General features: G+C 61.1%; 18 protein-coding genes. 6 read left to right on the plus strand and 12 right to left on the minus strand.

The window, feature by feature from the left end:
- Nucleotide 1: 1 nt before the first annotated feature.
- The 3 genes from plsX to Q0792_RS00455 all read right to left on the minus strand — a co-directional run bounded on the left by plsX (nt 2) and on the right by Q0792_RS00455 (nt 2,132).
- On the minus strand, nt 2-1,072 hold the full coding sequence (gene plsX, locus Q0792_RS00445) for a phosphate acyltransferase PlsX (RefSeq protein WP_298835553.1): 1,071 nt from the start codon (nt 1,070-1,072) through the stop codon (nt 2-4).
- Nucleotides 1,073-1,120: 48 nt separating this feature from the next.
- Nucleotides 1,121-1,327, minus strand: coding sequence for a 50S ribosomal protein L32 (gene rpmF / locus Q0792_RS00450; RefSeq protein WP_298835555.1), 207 nt, complete (start codon nt 1,325-1,327; stop codon nt 1,121-1,123).
- 232 nt (nt 1,328-1,559) lie between these two features.
- A complete protein-coding gene (locus Q0792_RS00455; RefSeq protein WP_298835557.1) occupies nt 1,560-2,132 on the minus strand; it encodes a YceD family protein in 573 nt (190 codons plus the stop codon).
- A gap of 91 nt (nt 2,133-2,223) precedes the next feature.
- On the opposite strand from Q0792_RS00455, the gene Q0792_RS00460 reads away from it, so the two are divergent.
- The 3 genes from Q0792_RS00460 to Q0792_RS00470 all read left to right on the plus strand — a co-directional run bounded on the left by Q0792_RS00460 (nt 2,224) and on the right by Q0792_RS00470 (nt 5,398).
- Nucleotides 2,224-2,700, plus strand: coding sequence for an outer membrane protein assembly factor BamE (locus tag Q0792_RS00460; protein WP_298835559.1), 477 nt, complete (start codon nt 2,224-2,226; stop codon nt 2,698-2,700).
- Between the two features lie 66 nt (nt 2,701-2,766).
- The gene (locus tag Q0792_RS00465) at nt 2,767-3,492 is read left to right on the plus strand and encodes a GNAT family N-acetyltransferase (protein WP_298835561.1); all 726 of its coding nucleotides are present in this window, start codon (nt 2,767-2,769) and stop codon (nt 3,490-3,492) included.
- 76 nt (nt 3,493-3,568) lie between these two features.
- Complete coding sequence (locus Q0792_RS00470; RefSeq protein ID WP_298835563.1) at nt 3,569-5,398, plus strand: ABC-F family ATP-binding cassette domain-containing protein; 1,830 nt, start codon at nt 3,569-3,571, stop codon at nt 5,396-5,398.
- 30 nt (nt 5,399-5,428) lie between these two features.
- Here Q0792_RS00470 and Q0792_RS00475 read toward each other — a convergent pair whose 3' ends face one another.
- The 3 genes from Q0792_RS00475 to Q0792_RS00485 form a co-directional block, all read right to left on the minus strand.
- Nucleotides 5,429-6,226: a hypothetical protein gene (locus Q0792_RS00475; RefSeq protein ID WP_298835565.1), complete on the minus strand. Its 798-nt coding sequence runs from the start codon at nt 6,224-6,226 to the stop codon at nt 5,429-5,431.
- Nucleotides 6,227-6,396: 170 nt separating this feature from the next.
- Nucleotides 6,397-7,152, minus strand: a complete 756-nt coding sequence (locus Q0792_RS00480) for an SDR family NAD(P)-dependent oxidoreductase (RefSeq protein ID WP_298835568.1) — start codon at nt 7,150-7,152, stop codon at nt 6,397-6,399.
- Between the two features lie 44 nt (nt 7,153-7,196).
- Nucleotides 7,197-8,093 (minus strand): GNAT family N-acetyltransferase, encoded by an 897-nt coding sequence (locus tag Q0792_RS00485; RefSeq protein WP_298835570.1) that lies wholly within the window; start codon nt 8,091-8,093, stop codon nt 7,197-7,199.
- Nucleotides 8,094-8,138: 45 nt separating this feature from the next.
- On the opposite strand from Q0792_RS00485, the gene Q0792_RS00490 reads away from it, so the two are divergent.
- Nucleotides 8,139-8,276, plus strand: coding sequence for a hypothetical protein (locus tag Q0792_RS00490; RefSeq protein ID WP_298835572.1), 138 nt, complete (start codon nt 8,139-8,141; stop codon nt 8,274-8,276).
- On the opposite strand, the gene tyrS is transcribed toward Q0792_RS00490, so the two are convergent.
- Nucleotides 8,273-9,565, minus strand: coding sequence for a tyrosine--tRNA ligase (tyrS, locus tag Q0792_RS00495; RefSeq protein ID WP_298835574.1), 1,293 nt, complete (start codon nt 9,563-9,565; stop codon nt 8,273-8,275). The two genes, Q0792_RS00490 and tyrS, sit on opposite strands and share 4 nt — an antisense overlap.
- A gap of 65 nt (nt 9,566-9,630) precedes the next feature.
- Between tyrS and Q0792_RS00500 the strand changes: the two genes are divergently transcribed.
- Nucleotides 9,631-10,755 (plus strand): anhydro-N-acetylmuramic acid kinase, encoded by a 1,125-nt coding sequence (locus Q0792_RS00500; RefSeq protein ID WP_298835576.1) that lies wholly within the window; start codon nt 9,631-9,633, stop codon nt 10,753-10,755.
- Between the two features lie 2 nt (nt 10,756-10,757).
- On the opposite strand, the gene Q0792_RS00505 is transcribed toward Q0792_RS00500, so the two are convergent.
- Nucleotides 10,758-11,177 carry a cupin domain-containing protein gene (locus tag Q0792_RS00505; RefSeq protein ID WP_298835578.1) on the minus strand — a complete coding sequence of 140 codons (420 nt, stop codon included), beginning with the start codon at nt 11,175-11,177 and terminating at the stop codon, nt 10,758-10,760.
- A 46-nt stretch (nt 11,178-11,223) separates the two neighbouring features.
- Here Q0792_RS00505 and Q0792_RS00510 point away from each other — a divergent pair, with 46 nt between their 5' ends.
- Entirely contained in the window at nt 11,224-12,300 is a 1,077-nt protein-coding gene (locus tag Q0792_RS00510) for an FAD-binding oxidoreductase (protein WP_298835580.1), read from the plus strand.
- On the opposite strand, the gene Q0792_RS00515 is transcribed toward Q0792_RS00510, so the two are convergent.
- From Q0792_RS00515 to Q0792_RS00530, 4 genes are all read right to left on the minus strand, one after another.
- Nucleotides 12,293-12,805 carry a GNAT family N-acetyltransferase gene (locus Q0792_RS00515; RefSeq protein WP_298835582.1) on the minus strand — a complete coding sequence of 171 codons (513 nt, stop codon included), beginning with the start codon at nt 12,803-12,805 and terminating at the stop codon, nt 12,293-12,295. The two genes, Q0792_RS00510 and Q0792_RS00515, sit on opposite strands and share 8 nt — an antisense overlap.
- Complete coding sequence (gene eno, locus Q0792_RS00520) at nt 12,805-14,079, minus strand: phosphopyruvate hydratase (protein WP_298835584.1); 1,275 nt, start codon at nt 14,077-14,079, stop codon at nt 12,805-12,807. The genes Q0792_RS00515 and eno overlap by 1 nt, the downstream gene beginning before the upstream one ends.
- 62 nt (nt 14,080-14,141) lie before the next feature.
- A complete protein-coding gene (locus Q0792_RS00525) occupies nt 14,142-15,014 on the minus strand; it encodes a DMT family transporter (protein WP_298835586.1) in 873 nt (290 codons plus the stop codon).
- Between the two features lie 114 nt (nt 15,015-15,128).
- Nucleotides 15,129-16,700, minus strand: a complete 1,572-nt coding sequence (locus Q0792_RS00530; protein ID WP_298835588.1) for a GMC family oxidoreductase — start codon at nt 16,698-16,700, stop codon at nt 15,129-15,131.
- Nucleotides 16,701-16,703: the final 3 nt, after the last annotated feature.

Here is a 16,703-nt window from a genome sequence, read left to right on the forward strand (position 1 = left end):
GTTATGTGTTCTCCTCTGCCGGCAGGGCCGCAACCCGCGCCGCCAGTTTGTCCGTGAACTGAATATGGGCCAGTTGAGCGGCAAGCTTGATCGCCGCTGATACACCTGTTGCGTCAGCAGCGCCATGCGATTTCACCACGGTGCCGTTCAGGCCAAGAAAAACACCGCCGTTTACCCGGCGCGGGTCAATCTTTTTGCGAAGGCGTCCCAGCGAGGTATAGGCCAGCAGAGAGGCAAGCCTGGACAGAGGTGAGTAGTGAAAGGCCTCCCGCAGACGGTTGCCGACGAGGCTTGCAGTACCTTCTCCGGTCTTGATCGCGACGTTGCCGGTGAAGCCATCAGTGACAATGACGTCACAGATGTCGCCCGAAATATCGCCGCCCTCAACAAAGCCGGTGAATTCAAAACCTGCGGTATCGCACTGACCCCGAATCAGCTCATAGGCTTCTTTCAGCTCAGGCCGCCCTTTGTGTTCCTCGGTGCCGACGTTCAGCAGGCCGACCCTGGGGCGGGGCAGATCCAGACCGTTGCGCGCGTAGGACATGCCCATCAGCGCATAGCGCAGCAGATCATCCGCGTCGGCACGCACATCTGCGCCTACATCGAGCAATACGTTAAAACCCTGCGGGTTCGAAGAGGGATAGAGCACCGCGATAGCCGGGCGCTTGACACCGGGCAGCCTGCGCAGCCGGATCGTCGAGAGCGCCATGAGTGCGCCGGTGTTGCCACAGGATACTGTGACCGAGGCCCTGCCTTCGCGCACAGCCTCGATAGCGGACCACATAGAGGTTTCGCCGCCGTTGCGCACGATATGGCTGGGTTTGTCGTCCATGGTGACGATGCCCGTCGCATGACGGATCTCGCAGCGTCCGTCCAGAACACGGCGTCTTGCAACCAGTGCCCGCAGCTCGTCTTCGGGTCCGTGGAGTATGAAACTGATGTCAGGGTTCTTGCGGGCAGACACATCACAGCCCGCCACAACAGCAGCGGGCCCGGCGTCTCCGCCCATCGCATCAACGGAAATGACGATCCGCCCGGTCTTTGTCTCTGCCTGATCGGTCTGTGCCGTCATAGAGCGACCGCCTCCAAACCTGCTGCCCTTATTCTTTAAGGGACAGGTTTAGGCCGCGTCGTCGTCCAGATCAATCTCTTCTGTCAGTGCCACGACTTCTTTGTCGTCATAGTGGCCACAGGAAGCACAGACATGGTGGGGACGTTTCAGCTCGCCACAGTTGGTGCATTCGTTCGGGTTTGCAGCAACCAGAGAATCGTGCGCACGACGATTGTTGCGGCGCGATTTGGAAACTTTGTTCTGTTGAACAGCCATTGGCTTGTCCTTTTGTCGTTCGGGGCCGGGCGCTCAGAAGGCAGCCAGACGGCCTGTTTTCGGAATCTGTCCCACATCGGGTGTGACGTGCGTTTAGGGCCTGTCTGAAAGGAAGTCCAACCCTAATTCGCAGAGGCGCGCAAAATACCCGGATTCAAAAGCTCTGCAAGCAGGTTTTCAGGATATTCTGAGGGTTTCCGGCCGGTTTTCCCCGACGATCGCGGTGGGTGCTTTACCGGTCATCAGTATCATCGGAAGACGTATCCCGTGCCAGCTGGTCCCGCAGGTCTGCCAGCCCAGCGAAGGGGCGCGCATCTTCATCCCGCATCGGTTCCACGCCTGGTCCGGCATATAAAAGGTCACCTGTCCCTGCGTCAGGCGCGCGCGGATACAGCGGCAGTTCGAGGGCAAGCGCCTCCAGCATGATGGCCCGAGGGTCGATATGCGTCCCGAGTTGTTCAGAGGTATCATCCGCCGGCATTTCAGCCTCCGGTTCGTCCGGATCAGAGAAGTTGCTCAGAAAAAGCCGCGTGACGTCGGCATCTATCCGCGTCGTCACCGGGGCCAGTGTCACGCCGCAGGGCTGAACGACCGTCGCGCCAAGGCGCGCCTGCAGTTGCCAGTCGGCGGCACCGGTGGCGGTGATTTCCCCCTGAAAGGACAATTTGCGCAACCCCAGCAGGTCAAGCTGCGCGGCAATTGCCTTCAGCTCTTCGGTTTCAGGGCGAAAGGCAAAGGGTGTGGGATGGTTCTGGGCAAGGTCGGCCACGCGCAGTGCCGTCGGAGACGTTGTGGTCTGCTTCATTATGTGTTGCTTTCGTTTCTTGAACCGGGGCGTCTGCTTGGTATAAGCGGGATAAAAGTCATACCGCCCAAGGGCAAGAGGGTACAATTGCATGCTGACAGGGTCTGAGTCGAAAAGATGTGCCGCGCGCGCACTCAGACTAGCGGGGGTTATCGCCGTTTGTTGTGTGGTCGGTGCCTGTTCGTCGCTTTACAGTAATCACGGGTATGTGCCGACGCAGGAAGACCTTGATCAGATCGCCGTTGGCGTTGACACACGCTCAAGCGTTGAGGAAACGCTGGGTTCTGCAGCGTCCTCGTCCGTGATCAGTGACAATGCGATGTATTTCGTACGCAGCAGAATCCGCAAAACCGCATTTCTTGAACCTCAGGTGGTAGATCGCGAAGTGCTGGCCATCAGTTTTGATTCGAACGGTATCGTCGCAAATGTCGAACGCTTTGGCCTTGAGGACGGCCAGGTCGTTCCGCTTGCCAGACGCGTGACAGATACAACTGTCGGCAGCCGCAGCTTCCTGCAGCAGCTCTTTGGCAACATCGGAAGCTTTGCACCGTCTGGTCTGGGCGGCTGATCCTGTCACCGCCGCGTCATGCGCGACAGATATGCCGCCGGCAGGATCACACGACAGGAGACGGCGATGGGAAATGCGCATAGCCCTGTGTTTACGGCGCGTCGCGCCCGCAGCGCGGAAGAGGTTGCTGCCGCACTCAGGCTGCGCGCGTCTTCCTTCGGGCATGCCGGGGAACACACCGGGGACGCCTGGGATGCGGATGCTGCGCATATTCTGATCGAAGACAGCCGCAGCGGAGCACTGGTGTGCTGTTTCCGCATGCGGGATTTCACAGCGGCTGACATTGAACAGAGTTATTCCGCGCGGTTCTATGGTCTGGAAGCCTTTAAGGACTTTGAGGGTCTCATGGTAGAGGTCGGGCGGTTCTGCGTGGCGCCCGGCTGCAGCGACCCGGACATCCTGCGCCTGGCCTGGTCAGTCATTACGCAACATGTCGATGATCGTGACGCGCGGCTGCTTTTTGGCTGTTCGTCCTTTCAGGGTACGGAACCGGATGCCTACCTCGATACCTTTGCGATGCTGCGCGCGCGGTATCTGGCACCGCGGCGCTGGTTGCCGCGGATCAGAGCACCGGAGGTTTTCCGGTATGCCGCGCGCCTGCGCCGTACACCCGACCCGGTGAAGGCCCTGCGCTCGATGCCGCCGCTGCTGAGAAGCTATCTGATGATGGGCGGGTGGGTCAGTGATCACGCCGTCATCGACCGGCAGATGAATACACTGCACGTCTTTACCGGCATCGAAATAAGCGCCATACCCGCGACGCGCAAAAGGCTGCTGCGCGCCCTTGTCTGAACCGCAAAGCCGCTTTTCGCCAGTCTGCCGTCCGGGATGCATTGACCCCGGCGGCGCGGGCGCGTAGCCCGCCACTATGGCACGTGTACCGCTTTTACAACTGAACGGCGTATCGCTGACTTTTGGCGGTGATCCGGTTTTCGACGACCTGAGCCTGGTGGCTCAGCCCGGTGATCGTGTGGCCCTTGTCGGGCGCAACGGGTCGGGCAAATCCACTCTGATGAAGGTGATGGCCGGCCTTGTGGAACCTGACAGCGGCGAGGTTGTGGCAGGCCCGGGCGTGTCCGTGGGATACATGGAACAGGACCCGGATCTGTCCGGCTTTACCACGCTGGGAGATTTCGCAGCCCAGGGGCTGGAGCCGTCCGAGATGTATCGGATTGAACGCGCGGGCGAGGGGCTGAAATTTGATCCCGCCCGTCCGGTCGCAACCGCCAGCGGTGGAGAGCGCCGCCGTGCGGCTCTGGCCCGTCTGATGGCCGGTGCGCCGGATCTGATGCTGCTTGATGAGCCGACAAACCACCTCGATATCGAGGCTATCGCCTGGCTGGAGAACGAGCTCAGGCAGTCCCGTCAGGGTTATGTCATCATCAGCCATGACCGTGCGTTTCTGCGCGCCCTGACCCGCGCCACGCTGTGGATCGACCGGGGTGATGTGCGCCGTCAGGAAAAAGGATTTGCGGACTTTGAAGCCTGGCGCGACACAATCTGGGAAGAAGAAGATACGCAGCGGCATAAACTCAACCGCAAGATCAGGGCCGAGGCCCGCTGGGCAGTCGAAGGTATCTCTGCGCGCCGCAAGCGCAATATGGGCCGGGTACGTGCTCTGCAGGACCTGCGGGCAGTCCGTGCGGCGCAGATCACGCGACAGGGCACAGCGGCAATGGCCCTCGATGCCGGACCCAAATCGGGCCGTAAGGTAATCGAGGCAGAAGGTATTTCAAAGTCGTTCGGTGACCGGACGATCCTGCGGCCGTTTTCGCTGACAGTGCAGCGCGGTGACCGAATAGCCTTTGTGGGCCCCAACGGTGTTGGCAAAACCACTCTCCTGAACATGCTCATTGGTCGCGAAACACCGGATACCGGAACTGTCAGGCTGGGTACCAATCTGGAGCTCGCGCTGTTTGATCAGGCGCGGGCGCAGCTTGATGGCGATATGAGCCTCTGGGACAGCCTGACCGGTGATCCCGAAATGCGTGTCTCGGGCAAGGCCGATCAGGTCATGGTGCGCGGCACACCCAAGCATGTTGTGGGGTATCTCAAGGAATTTCTATTTGACGAGGCGCAGGCGCGTGCGCCGGTGCGTGCGCTGTCAGGTGGTGAAAAAGCGCGCCTGTTGCTGGCAAAACTGATGGCCCGGCCAAGCAACCTTCTGGTGCTCGATGAGCCGACCAATGATCTGGATGTGGAAACGCTTGATCTGCTGCAGGAGCTTCTCGGCACCTATGACGGAACGGTGCTGCTGGTCAGCCACGACCGGGATTTTCTCGACCGCGTCGCGGCCACGACGATCGCGATGGAAGGCGACGGCCGGGCAACGGTATATGCAGGCGGCTGGAGTGACTATATCAGCCAGCGCGCGCCCCGTGATGCACCCTCGCAGGCAGAGCAGCCGGCGAGAGCGAAAAAAACCGGTAACCCGCCCGGAGAGACAAAACAGTCAAAGCAAAAGGGGCTGAGTTTTACGGAAAAACACCGGCTTGAAGCGCTGCCTGCCGAGATCGAGAGACTCGAAGCCGAGATCGGAAAACTTGGCGGTCTGCTCGAAGATCCTGATCTCTATACGTCCAGTCCCGTCAAATTTCAGAAAGCGACCGATGCGCTGGTCGAACGCCAGGAGAAACTCGCGGCTGCCGAGGAAGAATGGCTGACCCTGGAAGAGAAAGCTTCGGCTGAGGGCAGCTGACCCGATACGGACGCATCGGGTCAACCGGTTTCAGACGGCGCGGCGACGACGGCGCAACGCGGGGAAGGCAAACGCGCTCAGAGCCATCAGAAAGCCCGCAAATGCAGGCGGAAGGGGTACCGCGGCGACGCTGGGGGGCAGAATTTCCGGCGTGTCGCCCGGAACATCACCCGGTCCGTCGCCCGGATCCTCACCGTTGAGTTCCTGAAGCAGGCTGCTTGAACGCAGCGACCCGGCCACGCCGGCAGGAATGAAAGGCAGGAACCCCGGGTCATCCAGCAGTGAGACGTTGATCACAGGATCCATAAGCGCGCCCATCCCGTCGTCGGTGTGATCCGCTCCAAGGATATGACCCAGCTCATGCGCAGCAACGACGCTCTGAAGCGGCCGGGAGGTGCCATCGGCACTGACAATCCCAAAGGGAAAAGACGGTGCATCAAAAAACGCAGCACCCACGGTGTTGCCGGTCAGCCGGGGGCCGAATCCCAGAACTGCCACACCTGGGGGCGTGTCGGGTGCTGCGGTGTTCGCAAAGTCGGTCAGCAGACTGAACGGGCTCGCCCGTCCCGCGCTGTTGCTTAACGAGGCCAGATCCAGCGTGACCGGATCAGGCGATGGCAGGAAGTTCAGCGAGATATCCGCCTGATCAAAGATCCGGTTCATATAGCTCTGGTCGATATCCGGCTCGAAGCAACCCGCAGGGCCGGAATCGCAGATACCGACCGTTACAATATCGAGCTGCAGCACCGCGGCCGGTACGGGCGCTGCACAGAGAAGCACTGCGGCGGCTGTGTATCTGAACAGGTTTACTGGGGATCTGTGCGTCATGGGCATACTCCGGAATTTCAGGTGTTCTGGTGATCAGACGACATGCCTGATTCACTACCGGAGATGGAATTTGCATCGGGGCCGATGACACAAGAATGAGCAGGAATCCCCACCGGGACGGGCGCAGGTACGCCTGGCGGCGGCAGAAACGCGCCGACCTGCGCCGCGGCTCAGCGCATCCTCAGCGCGCCGTCGATGCGGATCACCTCGCCGTTGAGGTACCCGGCGTTGATGATGAATGCGGCAAGTGCCGCGTATTCCGACGGATCACCAAGACGGGGCGGGCAGGGTACATCTGCGGCAAGCTGGTCCTGCACATCCTGGCCCAGTCCCGCAAGCATTGGCGTCATAAAGATACCTGGCGCAATCGTCATGACACGAATGCCGGAGCGGGCGAGATCGCGTGCCATCGGCAGGCACAGCCCGACAACACCACCCTTGGATGCGGCATATGCCGTCTGACCTTTCTGCCCGTCAAAAGCCGCGATTGAGGCTGTGTTGATGATAACCCCACGCGCACCATCCTGAGCGGGAGCGTTGTGCTGCATCGCATCCGCCGCCAGCCGGGCCACATTAAAGGTGCCTACAAGGTTGATGTCGACGGTGCGCTGGAAAAGGTCAAGCGGGTGCGGTCCGTCACGCCCGATTGTTTTTGCGGCATCGGCAATGCCTGCACAGTTTATTGCAGCATTGATGCTGCCCATTCTGTCGAGGGCTTCGGCAATCGCAGCGGCCACCGAGGCTTCGTCGGTCACATCCGTTTCCACAAAATGGCCGCCGATCTCGCGCGCCGTTGTCTCTCCGCGTATCCGATCCCGGTCAAGAACCGTGATCTTTGCACCGCGGGCTGCAAAACCACGCGCCGTTGCTTCGCCCAGGCCAGAGGCTCCGCCAGTGATGATTGCCGCTGTATCTGCCAGTTCCATGATCTGCTGCCCCTCCCTGTTCACGCGCACCAGAAAGCACGGGGTCAGCGGTCTGTCCAGAGACCCTGCATCAGACGATTATCCAGACGTGCGATACCCCTGAACACAGGTGTAACCGGGGGCCACCAGACCCAGGTGCCGCCAAGGCGATGGACCCCCGCGCCGGTCCCGAGTTTGAAACGCGCCAGCCCGGGAGCGTCCTCTGTGCTGATGATGCCAAGGTCGACTGTGTCCGCACTTTTGCGCTGCAGCCACGTCAGAGCCGACCAGAGCAGCAGAGTATGCGCCGAACACCTGCGCCCGCGCGCGGTCGTATGGCCGATGTGATATGTGCCTGCGTTGCCGTGACGCAGGATCAGCAGCCCGGCAACGGTTTCTTTGCCGTCCAGCGCAGTGAACAGCTTTGCCTTGCCGGCGTTGGCCCGCAGCCAGGCAATTGTCATTGCGGTCGGCCAGTTGCGATAGCCGCGTCTGCGCTGTTGCGCGCTGTCCGCACGCAACAGCCAGTGGCCGGGATCGTCCGGCATGTTCTGACGGGTGACGCGGAGGTTTTGGCCTTGCGCGTGTTTCAGCCTGTTGCGCCACTTCTGATGCAGCCCTGAGGCAAGCGTCTCTTCTGTTCCGCTCAGATCAAGTCGGGCAATGGTCGCAGGGCTGACCAGTGGCAGGGCACCCTCCGGAACCAGATCAACCGGGTGATCAGGCGAAATGATGACCGGCCCACGCGTGCGGCTGCCGGCCAGATGCCGCCACAGCGCGGAAGGGTTGTGTACCTGCGCCCGGGACAGGAGCGTCACCGGCAGACCTTTCCAGCGCCGCTGCAGTGCCAGCGTGCCATCCGGCAGGCGCCGGGGCATCTGCCCGAGCAGTTCCAGCGCACCGGCAAATTCAGCACTTTGCTGGAGAGCGGTTGGCGGGGTATCCGGGGCTGCGTCAAACATGCACTGATTAACGCAGTGGAAACCTAAAACGTGGTTAATGACGGCATGAAAAACAGCGAGACTGTACTGGGCGTTTCCGCACCATCGACCCGCGTGACAAAAACGGCCGCCTTTCTTGTGGCGGCCGCTCTGTCAGTTCCTGTGTTTGCCATCCTGTCGGTGGTCGACTGGCTCTGGTTCTAGCCCAGCTGTACGAGCGCGTGGCGTTTTTTGCCGGCGCTGAGTTTCACCGGCTTCGCGCGCAGCCGGCGCAGGCTCAGCAGGGGGCTGTCCGGTGTCACAAGCTCGTCGTCGACACGCGCGCCACTTTCCGCGATCAGGCGCTTTGCCTCTTTGCCTGACTTACACAGGCCCGCCTTTACAAGCAGACCGGCAACCGGAATTTCCGTCGGCTCTGAACCCTCTGGCTGGCCTGGTGCCGGTACCAGGAACAGCTCGTCGGCCGCGATTGTCAGACGCGGCAGATCATCGCCCACACCGCCTTTTTCAAAAACCTCCCGCGCCGTTGCCTCTGCCGCTGCGGCAGCCTCGGCACCATGCAACAGCGTTGTGACCTCATTGGCCAGCCTGATCTTGGCCTCATTGACCTCAGAGCCTTCCAGAGCGCCCAGACGATCACATTCATCTACCGGCAGCTCCGAGTACAGCCTGAGGAAACGCCCGACATCGGCATCGTTTGTATTCCGCCAGAACTGCCAGAACTCATAGGGGCTCAGCATATCGCCATTCAGCCAGATCGCACCGGCCAGGGATTTGCCCATCTTCTTACCATCCGAGGTGGTGAGCAGCGGCGAGGTCAGGCCATAGACCTCGCCGTCGACAACGCGCCGCGTGAGGTCGATGCCGTTGACGATATTGCCCCACTGGTCCGACCCGCCCATCTGCAGCACGCAGCCATAGCGGCGGTGCAGTTCCATAAAGTCATAGGCCTGCAGAATCATGTAGTTGAATTCGAGAAACGACAGGGATTGTTCGCGATCAAGACGCGATTTGACGCTTTCAAATGACAGCATACGGTTGATCGAAAAATGCCGCCCGATGTCGCGCAGAAAATCGAGATAGTTCAGATCATCCAGCCATTCGGCATTGTTGATCATCATCGCGCCGGTGTCGCTGTCGCCATAGTGGAGGTAGGCAGAAAACACCTTTTTAATCCCGGCGATGTTGGTGTCGATGTCTGCGGGGCTCAGCAGCGGGCGCTCGTCCGCGCGGAACGACGGATCACCCACCTTGGTGGTACCACCCCCCATGAGCGTGATCGGCTTATGACCGGTTTTCTGGAACCAGCGCAGCATCATGATCTGGATGAGAGAGCCGACGTGCAGCGATTTTGCCGTGGCATCAAAGCCGATATAGGCAGGCTTCACCCCGGACAGCAGCGCTTCGTCCAGCCCCTGATAATCGGTGCAATCGGCTAGAAAGCCGCGCTCGATCATTACAGCGACGAAATCCGATTTGGGGTGCCAGGTCATGGTACTTGCTCTTTCACGGTGAATACGATCACTCTATATGCGGTGCAAAGACAAAGGAAAAGGCTTTGAGCAGGGCCATCCCCAAAACCGGAATCGTCACGGCACTGGGTGCTATGAGCGGCACCTCTCTGGACGGTGTTGATGCGGCTGTGCTGCGTACCGACGGGCACAGGATCGATGCTTTCGGCGAAACCGGCTACCGCGCTTATTCCCCGACAGAACAGGAAATTCTCGCAGCCGCTCTTGGTCAGTGGAACGGTCCGGCCGTCGCCGCTGCAAAGCGCGTCGTTGAAGAAGCCCACCGGGAGTTGCTGGGTGGTTTCGGAGACGTCGATCTGGTCGGATTTCACGGTCAGACCCTGGCACATGCACCGCGTGCACAGGGAACCCTGCAGGTTGGTGATGGCGCCTGGCTGGCTGCGGCGCTCAGGCGCCCTGTTGTCTGGGATTTCAGGACGGCAGATGTCGAACTGGGCGGCGAGGGGGCACCGCTGGCACCGTTCTTCCACTTTGCCTGCGCCCGTTACATCGGCGCAGAGGCTCCACTGGCCTTTCTGAACCTTGGCGGTGTTGGTAATCTGACGTATGTCGATCCGGCGGCTCCGCATCCCGAGACCGATGGCGGGTTGCTCGCCTTTGACACCGGGCCCGCCAATGCGCCGCTGAATGATCTGCTGCGCGCGCGCAGGGGAGTTCCATTTGACAAAGATGGCAGGATCGCGCGGCAGGGCACGGTCGAACAGGGCGCGCTTGAGCTTTTCCTGGCCGAAAAATATTTCGCTCGGATACCACCCAAGTCGCTGGACAGGAATGATTTTGCGGAAATGGTGGCTCTGGTCAACGAACTGGACGATGCGGATGCTGCCGCGACGCTGACGGCAATGTGTGCGGCTGGCGTGGCCCAGGGTGTCATGCATTGTCCCACACCACCCGAACGGGTTCTGGTCACCGGCGGCGGGCGGCACAACCCGGTGCTGATGGAGATGCTGTCGGTGTCGCTGGATTGTCCGGTAATCCCGGTCGAAGAGGTGGGCCTTGATGGCGATATGCTCGAAGCGCAGGCCTTTGCCTATCTCGCCGTGCGGGTCGCGCGCGGCCTGCCGACCTCCTGTCCTGGTACAACCGGCGTGCGCGCTGCTGTAAGTGGTGGCATTCTCAGCACCCCGGATACGGCAGTGCCGGCAGACTGATTTCAGCTGCGGGGAAGGTCAAAACCGGGATCGGCCAGTGTGAACCCATCGAACTGAAAGCCGGGTGAGACGGTGCAGCTGACGAGTGTATAGTCTCCGGTCGTGCGCGCGGCCTGCCAGTGGTTCTCCGGCACGATAATCTGGGGCAGGGAGGTGGTCAGGTCCGGCCCGAGCATGTGATCCGTCGCTGGCCCCGCATCAGTGTCACTCATCGACAGCACCAGAGGTGCGCCTGCGTGCCAGAGCCAGATTTCCGTCGCGTCGACCCGGTGCCAGTGGCTGGTTTCACCTGCGGCCAGCAGAAAGAAAATGCAGGTGCCTGTCGGGCGTCCGGCATTTTCCGCAACCCAGGTCTGGCGGTAATGCCCGCCTTCGGGATGCGGTTCCAGACCCAGACGTGCGATGATCTCTTGTGCTGTCATAACAGCACTGTACTCTTCTGTCGGTGCAGGTCGAGAGGAACGGCAAATGAAAGTGATCGTCGTGGGTGCGGGCATTCTGGGCGCCGTCACTGCATGGAATCTGGCGGCTGCTGGTGTTGCCGTCACTATCATTGAGGCGGGTCAGCCGGCGGGCGGTGCGTCCGGTGCTTCTTTTGGCTGGATCAACGCCAGTTTTTATTCAGACGAGGACCATTTCCGGCTGCGTGCGGCGTCAATCGGGGCGCATCATCGGCTTGCAGAAGCGCTGGGCAGCCGCGCAGTGCAGTGGCAGGGGTGTCTGTGCTGGGAAGAGCAGGGCGAGGCCTTTGACGCACAGCGCGACGCACTGAGAGCGCTTGGATATGCTGTCCGTGAACTGGATGCCCGCGCCTTTGCTGCGTTCGAACCATCCGTCCGGCCGCCGGAGCGCGCGCTGTTGTTCGCGGACGAGGGCGCCGTTGATCTGGCTGTACTGACGCAGGATGCACTGAATGCAGCATGCTCGCTGGGCGCGCGCATCATCGCCGGGGTGCCAGTTACAGCGCTGGCGCAGACAAACGGACGGATCACGGGCGTCGAATGGGCCGGCGGAACAATTGAAGCCGACCGTGTCGTGCTGGCAACCGGTACGGCAACACCCCGCCTGCTGGCGTCCGTGGATGTGCCGCTGAAGATGCCGGACCGACCCGGCCTGATCATGCGCACCACACCCCAGCCACCCTTGCTGAGCCACATTCTGGTCAGCCCCGGTCAGGAACTGCGTCAGCAACCGGACGGGCGCCTGCTGGCACCAACCGCCGCATCCCATCAGGGCGACAACAGTACAGATGTCAGAGAACTGCCGTCTGATCTTGCCCAGAGAGCAGCAAACCGGGTAGGCGCACTGATCGGGCAAAAGGTGGACTGGCAGGATGTCACTCTGGCCTGGCGTCCGGTGCCTGAAGACGGGCTGCCGGTGATTGGCCGCTGCGGACCCGAAGGTCTTTATGTGACGACAATGCACTCGGGCGCAACGCTGGCGCCCCTGGTGGGTGAGCTGGCGGCCGCAGAAGTGATGGACCGACCGCTCGGCAATGGTGATGCGGCCCTGCTGGCCCCATACCGGCCGCAGCGGTTCAGATAATAAGCTCGTAGAAAGCCAGCAGTTTTACATATTCGGGAGGCAGCTCTGAATACGGCCCACGCGACACAAACCCGAGTTTTTCATAGAGGCGTTGCGCGTGCACAAACTGTCGTGATGTATCCAGCAGTATCCGGCGATACCCGTCCGAGCGGGCCTGATCGACAAGGCACTGCGAGATCTTCTGCCCTGCACCGGTCCCCCGCGCTGTTTTTCGCATGAAAACGCGTTTGATTTCCGCGTCTTCATCATTCAGGGGGTGGTACATGCCGCACCCCACTGCCTCGCCGTCTTTTTCGGCGATCAGAATAATGCCCTTCGGCCGCGCGTGTTTTGCGGCCAGCTGGTCCATCAGAGCCGCATAGGCCTGTTCGCCGTAGGTCACGGCAACCGCCGCGCGCACTTCGTCGCTGTAGTTCAGCAGATAATCCCGGTATTCCCAGCACAGGTCCCGGACCGCGTCGAGATCGGCAGGCGTTTCCGCCTGCCTGACGATGACTTCTGACATCAGCGGAGGATCGAACGACCCGCGTATTCTGCGGTCTCGCCCAGGGCTTCTTCGATGCGGATCAGCTGGTTGTATTTGGCCAGCCGGTCGGAACGTGCCAGCGAGCCGGTCTTGATCTGGCCGCAGTTTGTCGCCACGGCGAGGTCTGCGATTGTGGCGTCCTCGGTCTCGCCGGAGCGGTGGGACATCACGTTGGTAAAGCCCGCGCGGTGCGCCATATCCACCGCTTTGAGCGTCTCGGTCAGGCTGCCGATCTGGTTGACCTTGACCAGCATCGAGTTGGCCGAGCCGCGTTCGATGCCCATCGCGAGGCGGGCGGGATTTGTCACAAAGAGATCGTCGCCCACCAGCTGAACCCGGTCGCCCAGAGCGTCCGTGAGTGCCTTCCAGCCATCCCAGTCGTCTTCGGACATGCCGTCTTCGATGGAAATAATCGGATAGTCGTTTACCAGCGCTGTCAGGTAATCGACGTTTTCGGCGGAGGAGAGCGATTTGCCTTCTCCGGCCAGCTCATATCTGCCGTCTTTGTAATATTCGGTGGCGGCACAATCCATTGCGAGGTAGATGTCGTCACCCGGTTTATATCCGGCTTTCTCGATAGATTTCAGAATGAAATCAAGCGCGTCCCGCGTGGAGCTGATATTGGGTGCAAAGCCGCCCTCGTCACCGATGCCGGTAGACAGACCCGCCGCGGACAGCTCTTTTTTCAGCGTATGAAAAACCTCGGAACCCATGCGAACTGCTTCGCGGATGTTCTCCGCAGCCACCGGCATGATCATGAATTCCTGGATGTCGATCGGGTTGTCTGCGTGCTCGCCACCGTTGATGATGTTCATCATCGGCACCGGCAGAACCCGTGCTGATGTACCGCCCACGTAACGGTAGAGCGGCTGCGTGCAAAAATCCGCAGCGGCTTTGGCAGCGGCCATGGACACACCAAGGATTGCGTTGGCACCCAGCCGGCCTTTGTTGTCTGTACCGTCAAGCTCGATCATGGTGGTGTCGATGTCGACCTGTTCGGTCGCATCAATACCCACCAACGCTTCTGCAATCTCGCCGTTCACGGCAGCACAGGCCTCAAGCACACCTTTGCCCATATAGCGTGATTTGTCGCCATCGCGCTTTTCAACCGCTTCATATGCACCGGTGGATGCCCCGGATGGCACAGCAGCGCGTCCCATCGTCCCATCTTCAAGGATCACGTCCACCTCGACCGTGGGGTTGCCCCTGCTGTCGAGGATTTCGCGGGCATGGATGTCAATGATCGTGCTCATGTCAGGCTCCTGTGCGTATCTGTTGGCCGGGTGATACCGGGATGCGGCTGTGATGGAAAGGGTCAGGCGCTGTTAGCGCGAACATTTCTTTCCCGCCACAGGGTATAGAGGCCCGACGCAACAATAACGGTGGCCCCGGCGAGTGTCATGGTATCGGGCTCTTCACCAAAAACACCCACGCCGATCGCCAGCGCGAAGATGATGCGCGAATACCGGAAAGGCGTGACAAAACTGACGTCGCCGATGCGCATGGCCGAAACAATGGTGTAGTAGGCGACGATGCCGATCAGCAGTGCGCAGATCAGCCAGACCCAGGCGATGGCCGTCGGGGCGGTGACCGGGGATCCCGGGATCATCAGCATGATCACAGCGGCGGGGATCAGAACAAGAAAGCCCAGAAAACTCAGCTGCAGGGTGGATGTATGGGGTGGCACCCGGCGCGTGGCGAGATCACGGATTGCCAGCCCGAAGACGCCCTGCAGGGCAAAGAGGGAAAGCCAGCTGAAACCTTCCATTCCGGGACGGATGATCATCAGCACGCCGATAAAACCAACCAGGATCGCCGACCACCGGCGCCAGCCGACGGCTTCGCCCAGAAAGAGCGCGGCACCGAGGGTCACAACGAGCGGTGTGGCCTGCAGGATCGCGGACGCGGACGACAGGGGGGTCAGCGCAATAGCGGTGACAAAGCCCAGCGTGCCGATCAGTTCGCCCACAGCGCGGATGGCAATTGCAGGGGTCAGCATCGCCCGGTCAAAGAGGGCCTCGCCCCGGATACGCAGGACGACCCCCAGCAGCAGCGCGCTGCCAAGCCCGAGCATACCGATGATCTGACCCACCGGCATGCCTGCCGCCAGAAACTTGATGAGCATGTCCTCGACCGCGAAACAGGCCATGGCCAGCACCATCAGAGCGGCACCGCGCAGATTGTCCATGTGGGAAACGTCCTGGAAATTACAGGGTCCGGAGTTTCAGAATGTCAGGAAAACGTCAATGCCCTGCAGGGCGTGGGCTGTGCCCCGGGCGGGCCGGGGCACACAGGTTCATGCTCAGAGATTGCCTCTGGACAACTCACCCGCCAGATGGTCGGCCTGGCGGATCGCCAGGGCAACGATCGTCAGTGTGGGGTTTTCCGCAGCCCCGGTTGTGAACTGCGAGCCGTCCGAAATAAAGAGGTTCGCGATGTCGTGGGTCTGTCCCCACCTGTTCACAACACCGTCACGCGGGTTTTCGGACATCCGGTTGGTGCCGAGGTTGTGCGTGGACGGGTAGGGAGGCGTCGGGAACGTCCGTGTGGCCCCCACCGCTTCGTAGACGGCGACCCCCTGCTGATAGGCGTGGTTGCGCATCGCGATATCATTGGGGTGATCGTCAAAGTGCACATTCGCCACCGGCAGACCGTACTGATCCGTAACACCTGTGTTCAGCGTGACGCGGTTGGTTTCCTGCGGCATGTCCTCGCCCACGATCCACATGCCGGCCATGTTCTCATAGCTGTCGAGCGCCGAGGTAAACTCACGCCCCCATGCCCCGGGGTCGAGGAAGGCCGCCATAAACGGCAGGCCGAGCGCGAGCGTTTCCAGCTCGTAACCACCTACGAAACCCCGGCTCGGGTCGTGTCGGGATTCGTCCTGGATGATGCCGGCCATGGTCGTGCCGCGCCACATCTTCACCGGCTGGTCAAAGGTCGCATAGACCGACCCGGTCATGTGCCGCATATAATTGCGACCCACCTGGCCGGAGCTGTTCGCAAGGCCGTCCGGGAACATTGACGAGGCCGAGTTCAGCAGCAGGCGCGGGCTCTCAAACGAATTGCCGGCAACACAGACCACACGGGCCTTCTGCATCTGCAGAGTGCCCTCTGCGTCATAGTATTCGACACCTGTGACCTTGCCTGCGTCGTTGTGCAGGATCCGCGCGACATGCGACTGTGGACGGACCTCGAGAATGCCGGTCGCCTCGCCCTGCGGGATATCAACGTATCCGGCCGACCATTTCGCGCCCCATTTACACCCCTGAAAACAAAAGCCCGTCTGCTGGCACATCTGCCGGTCGCGGTTCTCATCAGAGTTGATCGCCATGCGACCGGTATGGACCTGCTCATAGCCAAGCGCCTTTGCGCCCTTTTCGAACACCAGGTAATTGTTGTTGCCCGGCAGCCCAGGGCGGTCGCCGGTGCGGGTGACGCCCAGTTTGTCTTCGGCCTTTGTGTACCAGGGGTCCATTTCGGCGGCGTCAATCGGCCAGTCGAGCAGGGACGCGCCCTGGACATTGCCGTAGGTGGTTGCCGCTTTCCACTCATGCTCCTGGAACCGCAGGCTGGCGCCTGCCCAGTGCTGGGTCGTGCCGCCCACGGATTTTACGATCCAGGCGGGCAGGCCGGAAAAGTCTTTGGCTACGCGCCAGTCTCCCGAGGTGGTGCGTGGGTCGAGCCAGGCCAGCTGGCCGAAGCTGTCCCATTCATCATTGATGAAATCCTCCGGCAGGTGCCGACCGCCGGCCTCCAGCGCGACGACGCTGACGCCTTTCTGAGCCAGTTCGTTTGCCAGCACGCCGCCGCCTGCGCCCGTGCCTATGATAACAACGACGCTGTCGTCTGTGAGATCAAATGGTGCCGTCATGGT

This window comes from uncultured Roseobacter sp. (assembly GCF_947495025.1).
In the GTDB taxonomy this organism is placed as follows: Bacteria; Pseudomonadota; Alphaproteobacteria; order Rhodobacterales; family Rhodobacteraceae; genus Roseobacter.